The sequence below is a fragment of the Paenisporosarcina sp. P4_E4_2 genome (assembly GCF_056401595.1).
On sequence record NZ_JBFUJC010000084.1, the window covers coordinates 1 to 10,482 of the forward strand.

Consider the following 10,482-nt stretch of genomic DNA (forward strand, 5'->3'; position numbering starts at 1 on the left):
AACTAACGGGTGCTTTACTTCAATAAGAGGTAAAGCCTTTTTCTTATTCAACTAACGGGGCAGTTTAGTTGAAGAAGGATTACTGTTTATTTAGGTCATACAAGCGGAACGTTTATTGGTCTATCCAATAGGCCCGAAAAGACAATATTTACTGAAAAAGAAAAAGAAGAAGAAATAGTTGAAAAAACGAAAATGAAGAAATATTCCTGCCTATTTTTTTATATAAAAAGTAGGCAGGAAAAATAAAAAAGGAGGTAATTTTAAGATGTCTGTACATTCGAGTTTATATTTTATTGACTCTGGTAAAAAAGATACTGGTCATACTTTAGTATTGACTGATTTTTGGGATGATAGTTTGAGAAGCGTTATGGTAAAGCAAAGAATTCAATATCTACGCTTAAGCAGGAGTGTCGGCTGGGAAGATCAAGACATAGATTTCTTAAAATCGCTGGATTTTTTAAAGGGTGTTGAAATATATGCGGAAGATATAAAAGACGTAAGCGTCTTATTTCACATCCAATCACTTGAGCATTTAGCGCTAGGTTGTAAGTTAACTGTTGAATTGGATATCAGTCGATTTAAAAAGCTAAAAACACTTTTTCTGAAATGGAACACGAAAGTTATAAATTGTTTTAGTGTTTCTACATTGGAACGATTAAATATCGTGAACTATCCATTTGAGGATTTAATACCGTTAAGTCATCTTACTTCCTTAAGAGAGTTACTTGTGACTTCGACTAAACTACAAACGTTACAAGGAATCAATCACTTAAAAAACTTGAAATTATTGGATTTATATAAATGTACTAAATTAATTTCACTTGAATCACTTAGTGCATTGGAAAATTTAGAAAAAATAGAAATTGATAGTTGTAAGCGAATAAAAAAATTAGATGAATTCGAAGGCTTAGGGAATTTAAAAAATTTCTTAATCATCGATTGTGGAGATATTCAATCAATAGAACCGTTAAAAAAATGTTTGAACCTGAATAGAATTTACATCGCTGGAAATACAACTATTATAGAAGGAGATTTTAGCAATCTTCTTGAATTACCAAATCTAAAAAATTTCATTTTTGTGGAGAAGAAGCACTACAGATATCAAGAGAAAGAGGTCAAAGAAATTTTACTTGGTAAAAGGACATAAATCCTTGGTTATGTATTCAAGTAAGGTAATTGGAAACATTGAAAACTATTACGAAGATGACAGTATTGTATTTGATTTCTCAGATTTTGATTCTATGTATACGTATGTTTATCAACCTTAAAGGACGAGTGTCTTTCAAGGTTTTTAACATTCAGAACTTTGGTTTTTAAAAACCGTAAGTGCCACAATGTTCCTTTAGTTTTGAAGAGGAAGAGGATGAACCGACTTCCTTGAACCGCTACCTGTATGCCGATGCAGACCCGGTCAATTTGAATTTATGAGAAAGCTATCAAGCATTCTTGGTAAAGAAATCTTACTAACTATAGAGAACATACCTGAACATCCTTTGATCACGATTAAATCAGATGATACGTTGTTTATCCATATTTAATAAATGTGCTTATTCAACTAACGGGTGCTTTAGTTCAATAACATCGGGCTGTTAAATTAGCAATTACGGCTTATCATATTAAAAATGATGTGGCAACGTATATTGTAGTAAATAATTATTGAAACTCTTTTTAAATACCAATTAGCATCACTTTAGAGGGAGAGATTCTGTTGAGAAAAAAGCAAATTATGTACATTTTGTGTTTGTCGGCAATATGTTTATTATTGGGAGCATGTAACTCAAATGAAGTGAAAGGGGTAGAAAATCAAGATAAAAAACTAACTGATAAAATAGAAAATGAAAAATTAACTCAAAAGGCAGAACAACAAGAACTTACAAGTTCACAACATGGCATTATCTTTGCGTTGGAAAAGGAGCAATTTCTAACCTCTGACAAGGAACTTATAGTAAATATTCAAAATGATAGCAACCTTGAATTTTTGTATGGTAGACATTTTTTAATTCAAAAGAAAATTGATGGCATTTGGTACTCAATTCCCTTTAAAAATAATGTTTTTGAAGATATAGGACTAATACTCCGTCCAAATGAGTCTTCCCAAATAACAATTTCGCTCGAACGATTAGAAAGTGAGCTTTCTCCAGGCGAACATCGCCTTTTAAAGTCTTTTGAAATTAATAGTGAGTTATCAAAAGAAAAGAAATTCACTCTCGCTGCCCCGTTTAAAGTTATTACACCGTAAATGTAAAGCAAATTTGATGTGTTTTAGGCTTGAGTTTTTAAAACCATTTGAACTAATAATAAGGACTTATATGGATAAACTTTTCTGGGAATCAATACAAACACAATGAATTGGCATATAGGGCTACATTGGCAGCTTATTGAGTATTTTCGACGCGTTGATCCAATAAGGATTAACGCTTATTTTGTTGAACTTCTTCAACTAACGGGGCAGGTTAGTTCAATAAAGAGTACAAAGACGATTGGCTAAATTCTAAAATGTAGGCTGATTTAATGAAATAAAAAACACGATTGATTGGTTTTCTACGATTGAGGAGAATACAATAGGAAGATTCCATAAAGGAGAGGGTTTAATAAATGCGTCAAGACTTTAAAAAAATTGCCTTGAAATTACTATGGGTTATAGGTTTGCTTGCATTGATACTGATTGCTTTCCATTATCAACAGATAATAAAACAAGATTTTGAAGCAACTTATAATCCTCTATCTACGTATTGGTTCAACTCGATTGTCCCTTTTTTGTTTGGCTTATATAGTTCCACAATCTTTATAAAATTTTGGTCGTTTAAAATTAATATACCACTGTTTCTATGCATAACATGTCCATTACTAATTCTATCCTTTTATAGTCCAGTCACATACACGATTTTCTTAAATGTAGCACCTAATCCTTCTTCATTTAGTGTACCTATTCCGTATTGGTTGTTTAAAATAAACTCATTTGAGATTGTTCCAATTGTCGCAGGATTAACTTTAATCATGAGTTTATTTGGGGTAAACCGGCTACAATCAAGGAATTAATAGATTCTTCACTAGAAGATGACTTTTTTAGCTGTATCTTTATTTGTATGTACATCGGATCAGACGATCGTTCAGAAGGTAAGTTAAAAAGGAAATTCTTATTCAACTAACGGGTGAATTACTTCAATTAGGATCAATTGTTTGGTCTGTTAATCGTTTAGCTGGTCCAATTTTATGGATTTCACCACAAAATCTGGGAATACCCGGATTTACTGCCTCTTCTGTACCAAATGGAAATTCTCGTTTTATTCCTTACACCCTCTATATTAAATGTATATTATATTAGTCCTTTGGGAAAACTAATCAAAAAAGGGTTGGTAATATGGAATTAAATTTGATTTGGAATGCAGTTCTCATTGTTGTAGTGGGAGTGCTCTTATTAAGACTAGCTGGAAGAAATTCCATTTCTCAAATGACCGTCTCCGAACTTGTTATAATGATTACGATTGGACCTTTACTTAGTCGTCCTATCGAGAACCAAGGACTTTGGAACACATTTGGTGTTGCTTCTGTTCTCATACTTACAGTGTTTGTAATCCAGTATCTTAAAATAAAGTTTGAAGGGGTAGAAACACTTCTTACAGGAAAATCAGTATTAGTAATTGAAAATGGGACCATAAATGAAGAAAACATGAAAAAAATGAGACTTACTACTGACAATCTTGAAATGCGATTACGCCAAGTTGGAATCTACACTATAGGTGATCTAGAGTGGGGAACAATAGAGGTTAATGGAGAACTTGGTTATAAGTTGAACGCTAATAAACAACCAGCCACCAAGCAGGACATTCAGGATTTAATACTATTAATCGAATCCAAGTTTTCCGATACATCCTTTTCTTATCAAAAGGATTGATTTAATCAATCATTCGCATACCATTGTGAATGATCCGATCAGACCGGAGTTGCCGAAAGACTAGAATAATTTTTCTCAACTATACAGCACATAATAGAAAATCACAAAACACTCCTTCCGCCTGAAAAGGTAGAAGGAGTGTTTTTATTATTGGGTTTGGATAAATAATTTTGTTGAAAATATACTAAGTATTGTTAACTTATAGTAAATTTTGTTAAGAATTATCCGAAATATGGAAAATAAAAGCATCAATATGATAAATATTAGATTGTGTGAGAATTGTGTGAGTGATTGCACGACCAAAAGAAAGGGGTTTACAAGTGAGAAAGAAAAGTAGTGTTCTAATGAGAAAGGGCATAGCTTTGTTAATGCCGTTAGCTTTGATGATGCAAACGATTCCTGCCTATGCTGCAGGGGATAAGAGTGCACAGGACAGTGAACGGGCAGAGTATTTAGATCTGAAGTTATATACGGGGGAGTTGCATTCGCATACTTCCATTAGTGATGGTGTGTTGTTCCCGGAGGATGCTGTTAATCATGTGGCAGAAAATACGAATCTTGATTTTTACAGTACGTCGGAACATGATGTGACGTTTGATATAACTACTGGTAATGACTATCTGGAAAGCTACACAGATTCTTACTCGGATGAATACAAGTTTTCTCGATCAGAGCTTGATAGATTGAATTCTGACAGTCTTGTAACAATACCTGGTGTTGAAGTAACTTGGTATGACAATGCTGGGCATATCAATTTGTTCAATACAGAATGGTTTCCTAGWACATATGGAAAAGGGGCAACTGGACAATTTGGAATGGGCGAATTAATGTATGATCTTCCAACATTTTATGGTCGTCTTGCAGAAGAAGAAGGTGCAATTGCACAATTCAATCATCCCGATCCAAATAGTAAAGGGAACTTCAATGGTTTTGGTCATTTAAATAAAGACATAGATGATAACGTTACGTTGTTTGAATATAAAGTTTCACGTTATTTTGACACATTCGTCCAAGCTTTGGATAATGGGTGGCACCTTTCTCCTTCCTATGGAGGGGATGAACACAGTGCCAATTGGGGAAGTGGAAATCCTGCTTTAACAGGTGTTTGGACAGATGAATTAACGAGAGAAAGTATTTACGATGCAATGGCGAACCGCCGTACGTATGTTACTTTCGATGAAAATTTTGAATTAGGTTACTCAGCTAATGGAAAAATAATGGGTTCTATACTCTCTGGGGACACAAAAGAACTTAATCTTAATGTTTTATTGAAAGATCCAGACACAGAGGATCTTATTGACAATGTCACTATCTATACAAACAACGGTGAGATTGTAAAAGAATATAAGGATATTAATAACAATGAGTTTGTAATAGATGAGTCGATACCATCCAGTGATGGGGAATATTTCTTCATTCGAACTTTCCAGAAAGATGGAGATGAAATACTTAGTGCACCGATCTGGGTTGGTGAGGTAACGAAAGGAACTGACTACGCTCCTGATATCGTCATAAACGGGGAATTGCCTTCTACTGTTCAGTTAGGGGATACAGTGGAAATTCCTGATGCAACATCAATTGATGATAGTGGTGAGACTCCTAATGTGAAAGCAGAAGTTTTTGATTCTAAAGGCATGGCGGAAATAGTGGATAATCATTTCGTGGTAGAGGAATACGGCGAATACTTTGTTAGATACTATACGACGGATTCAGCAGGAAATTCACGGGTTAACACAGTCAGAATATTGGTTGATGATACTAGTCTAGATGGAGACAAAATTTTAAATGAATTTACGCCAACTGTAAATGTTGGGGCAACGGAAGAAGAAGTAGGCATAACACTGGTTACGGACAATGTTCTGAAGGAAGCCAATGTTCAGTATATGCCTACTTCCGAAAATGATTGGAGCAATGCAAGTGTCATTGAAACAAAGGTTTCTTATTTTGAATCTGCTTATGGGGAAAATATAGACAATAGTAGTTATAGAGTACTGGCTTCACATGAGGCAGATTTAGCAGATTTAAAAAGAGAGACAACTTATCAATACCGATTTGGCCTGACTCCGGAAGGTCCATGGGGACAAGCGTATTCATTTGAAACAGCTCCTGAATCAGAGGATACAACGATTTACCTTATGGGGGATCTCCAAGTTCCGGACCGAAATCCAGAAAGCTTTAAGCTTTATACTGACATGCTGGATGTATTGAAACAAAAAAATGCAGACGGCAAGCTAATGATCCAAGTTGGTGACTTGGTGAATTCAGCTGGTATGACTGATGCTTGGACGGATGTAATGAAGTATATCTACAAAGACCTAAATTTGTTATCAGCAAACATGATTGGGAATCATGAAGTCATACAAGATGTTGATGCAAGCTCATACACGAATTTCTTCAACTTACCTGAAAATGGGAAAGGTACGAAAAAAGAAGGGAATTATTCGTTTGACTATGGAGACGCACACATCGCTGTATTAAACTCGATGGACTTCACGGATAAGCAATTAGAGTGGCTTGAGCAAGACATGAGAGCAACTAATAAGAAATGGAAAATTGTGATGGGACATTTCCCGTATTATGGTGGTTCACATAGCGATGATGCTGGGATGAGTACAGGTAGAGCACAAATAACTAAGAAACTTCAACAATTGGGAGTAAGCCTTTATATTGGCGGGCATGACCATGTATATAAACGTACAACCATTAGAGACGGTGTCATGAATAATAACCAAGACGCGATGAACTTAGGGACTACGTTTATTACAATGGGTTCATCTGGTCCTAAATTTTATGACAATGAAGTCTATGATTGGGATAACGTAGTTTACGATGAAAATGTTCAGACTGGCGTGATTCTGGAAGCTAATGAAGATTCCTTAATGATTAAAGCCTACAATAATGCCGGAACTGTTATTGATGAATTTACATTGACTCCGCCGGAAAGCCATATGGAATTATCAAGTGTAGATGTGGAGGATGGAGAGTTTAATGGAGTTGGTTTATTAAACTATCCGAATTCAAAAGATCAAGTTACTGTGGTTGGTGCTACCTACGATGCAACAGGTACAAAGCTTATCGATGCACAGATAAAAGAGGTAGCATTAGAGGGACTTGGTCGTGAACAAATCATCAATTTCGACAAACCGCTTGTTTATAATGATCAAAATACTGTAAAACTTTTTGTTTGGGACAATTTGACGAATCAAAATCCTATTTTCCCTTCTAGAATTGTAAGAGAAGCGATGGATGGAGAAGGTACTGCAGAAAATCCATATAAAGTTGATACAGTTCAAGACTTGGAGAAAATCCAATATTATCCAGATAAACATTATATCCTAACAAAAGATATCATTGGAAACCAGGACGTAATTACTGCAATTGGATCCGATGCCACCCCATTCAGTGGAGTTTTTGATGGAAATGGACATTTTATAACAGGTGTTGATGTTTCAACAAATGGTGCTGGATTATTCCGGATCAATAACGGCACGATCAAAAATATCGCTGTTTTGGATGTGAACATTACTACAGAAACGAATGATGTAGGAATTCTGGTAGATGTAAATAATGGGACGATTGAAAACTCCTACACGACAGGTGCTATCAAGGGACAGTCGACTGTCGGAGGCCTAGTTGGCTATTCAAACGGAATAATTAGAAMCAGTTATTCAACCGCCAATGTAAAAGCAAATGAAAAACAAGCGGGTGGTTTGGTTGGGATTACAAACCGTGGAAGTATTACAGAAAATGTATATGCAACTGGTACTGTAACAGCAGGAGCAAGCAATGCAGGTGGAATCAGTGGTTACGCCTATGGTGATACAGTGATACAGAACAGTGCTGCATTGAATACTTCAGTAATTACGACTACCGCAGCTAATAGAATTGTAGGAAGAGTGTTGGCTGGTGAAAAGGCGGAATTAGAAAATAACATCGCAAAAGAGAAGATGATTGTCAGCAAAGAGGCAATCACTCAGGAAAATCCAAATAATGAAAAAGGTCTTGGTAAGAGTGAAGATGCCATTAAAGATCAAGCAACGTTTGAAGATCTTGACTGGGATTTTAATCACGTATGGACGTGGGATGAAAACGCAGATCGACCTATATTAATAGGGAATAAAGAACTTACGGAAAACAATGGGGCAGGAAAACCATCATTGGATCAGGATGAAAATGGATTCTACATGATCAGAACGGCGGAAGACCTTAAGCAAATAGATGATTATTTAAATGAAAAGTATACTTTGGAAAATGATATTGATTTGACAGGAGAAGTGCTAACACCATTTGCTGTTGATGCACCATTTATGGGAACACTTGATGGTAACGGGAAAAAGCTGATCAATTTCAAATCAACTTCAGGTGCGCTTATTCATTTAAATGGTGGAACTATCCATAACATCGCGATGGTGAATGTAGATGTAACCGGAGAAAACGGCGCTTCTCAAACTGGTGTACTAGTGAATCTTAACAATGGAACRATCGAAAATAGTTATTCGACAGGTAAAGTAACTGGGGCCAATACAGTAGGTGGATTAGTTGGTTACTCAAATGCTGTAATACGAAATAGTTACTCCAACGCAGATGTATCGGCAACTGGGAGTCAAGCTGGTGGACTGGTAGGTATCACGAATTCTGGAAGTTTGACAGAGAATGTGTATGCTACTGGTAAAGTGAGTGCCACTAAGAGTAATGCAGGTGGTATTTCCGGATATGGTTACAACAATACAGCTGTGAAAAATACGATTGCATTAAATGGAACTGTAACATCTCCTTATGCGAATAGAGTCGTCGGTCGTATATTAAGCGGACATACGGCAATTTTGGAAAATAACTTTGCCTATAATGGATCGATCGTTAATGTGGAAAAAACAAAAGAAAATGCTGGATCCAGTGTGTCAGGATTAAGTAAAACAAAAGAAGAAATCGAAACGATTGAGACGTACAGTGAGTTATTAGGTTGGGATTTTGAAACGGTTTGGAAATGGGATGAAACATTAAAACGTCCTGTATTAAAGTAATCAATTGTTCAGTTCAGCGGGAAGTAATCTTCTCGCTGACAACTTTCAAAGTGCGAATGAAGTTAGATGGAGGTTAAGGATGAAAAAATTAATATGTATGTTCATCGCAACAGTTGTAATAAGCCTAGGTATCCCATTATTAACACTTGCTGCAACAAACAATAATGAAGATGGCACATTTACAACTAGTGGACATGATGCCAAATATGCTAATAAAGTAATGACGATCACAGTTTTCAAAGGAAATGTTCTTACATCCGAAAATTTGATGTATATCGATGAGTTCACAGCTGACGAAGCAGGAAAGTATTCGAATACGTATAAAACGAAAGAAGCATTGACCAACAATGTATCCTTTACAGTTCAAGTAACTTCAGAAAGCAATCTTGTCGAGAAAGAAGTCATTAAGCTTAACGGGTCAACGCCAAATCCAGAACCAAACCCAACACCAACTCCAGAGCCAACGCCTGAACCAATCACTTTTGCTGATATCTCAGAACATTGGGCAAAAGAGGATATTGAATTATTAGCAACAAAAGGCATTATTAATGGACTGAAAAATGGTTTATTTGCACCCGAAAAAGATATTACACGTGCAGAATTCACAGCCCTACTTGCGCGTGCTCTCGACTTGCCAAAAGCAACGGARCAAGAAAACTTTACAGATGTCCGACCAACGGATTGGTATGTTTCGGAACTACAATCAGCTGTTGAAGCAGGATTAATCAATGGTTACGAAGACAATACATTTAAACCAAGTATGTACATCACACGTGAACAAATGGCTGCATTAATGGGTCGTRCATACAAAATCATAGAGAAACAAGCACCAACAGTGGATGTGGATCAAGTATTGGCAAAATATATCGATCGTAAATCTATCAGTGCATGGTCCAGAGCAGACGTAGCATTAGCTATACAACTTGGCGTAATTCAAGGAAACAAGACAAATGAATTGCAACCAAAAGAATCTGCAACAAGGGCAGAAACAGCAGTCATGCTAAAAAGATTACTGGTAGAAATTAAACTGCTAGAAGAATAGATTTGCATAAAGCGATATCCATCAAATAAAATGACAAATTATCAAAAAAGGTATGTTCAAAGTGATTTCTGAACATACCCTTTTTTTGCCTCCTTCCGGCATTAAAGAGGAAAACTAAACCGGCATTGACAGATGAATTGAAAATATCGAATATCATCGTATTTATGATGGGAAAATCAGCCAAGATGAATGGCTATTTTACATACGTTGTGAAAAAGGTTTGTCTTAGTTTTCATATTACTTAGAAACTGTAAGCATTAAAACTAAGTATACAATGACACCAATGTATGTAGTTTTGAAATAAAGATGCGATGTTTTGAATATTGTCGCGACGTTTGCTAAAAAGTTGCGTTGATCCGAGCAGGATTAGCGCTTTTTTTGTTGAACTTATTGAACTAACGGGGCAAGTTAGTTCAATAAGAATTATTTACATACTAGATAAGTTAGGACAAATTTTATGTACCAAAGTTTCAACAACGCCAAAGGGATGTGTATTAATGAAAGAGTATTATCACTCTAAAAAG

The 10,482-nt window shown here is 35.7% G+C and carries 5 protein-coding genes; all 5 read left to right on the forward strand.

What is annotated here, in order from left to right:
- Positions 1 to 265 precede the first annotated feature (265 nt).
- The 5 genes from AC1DSB_RS08255 to AC1DSB_RS08275 all read left to right on the forward strand — a co-directional run bounded on the left by AC1DSB_RS08255 (position 266) and on the right by AC1DSB_RS08275 (position 9,958).
- A complete protein-coding gene (locus tag AC1DSB_RS08255; protein WP_477586402.1) occupies positions 266 to 1,147 on the forward strand; it encodes a hypothetical protein in 882 nt (293 codons plus the stop codon).
- Positions 1,148 to 1,708: 561 nt separating this feature from the next.
- Positions 1,709 to 2,239 carry an immunoglobulin-like domain-containing protein gene (locus AC1DSB_RS08260; RefSeq protein ID WP_477586404.1) on the forward strand — a complete coding sequence of 177 codons (531 nt, stop codon included), beginning with the start codon at positions 1,709 to 1,711 and terminating at the stop codon, positions 2,237 to 2,239.
- 1,122 nt (positions 2,240 to 3,361) lie between these two features.
- Positions 3,362 to 3,895 carry a DUF421 domain-containing protein gene (locus AC1DSB_RS08265; protein WP_477533313.1) on the forward strand — a complete coding sequence of 178 codons (534 nt, stop codon included), beginning with the start codon at positions 3,362 to 3,364 and terminating at the stop codon, positions 3,893 to 3,895.
- A gap of 320 nt (positions 3,896 to 4,215) precedes the next feature.
- Positions 4,216 to 8,916 carry a CehA/McbA family metallohydrolase gene (locus AC1DSB_RS08270; protein WP_477586406.1) on the forward strand — a complete coding sequence of 1,567 codons (4,701 nt, stop codon included), beginning with the start codon at positions 4,216 to 4,218 and terminating at the stop codon, positions 8,914 to 8,916.
- A gap of 79 nt (positions 8,917 to 8,995) precedes the next feature.
- Positions 8,996 to 9,958: an S-layer homology domain-containing protein gene (locus AC1DSB_RS08275; protein WP_477586408.1), complete on the forward strand. Its 963-nt coding sequence runs from the start codon at positions 8,996 to 8,998 to the stop codon at positions 9,956 to 9,958.
- Positions 9,959 to 10,482 lie beyond the last annotated feature (524 nt).

What these genes read in the sequence shown, in the direction of transcription:
- AC1DSB_RS08255 (WP_477586402.1), top strand. Translation starts at nt 266, where the DNA reads ATGTCTGTACATTCGAGTTTATATTTTATTGACTCTGGTAAAAAAGAT.
- AC1DSB_RS08265 (WP_477533313.1), top strand. Translation starts at nt 3,362, where the DNA reads ATGGAATTAAATTTGATTTGGAATGCAGTTCTCATTGTTGTAGTGGGA.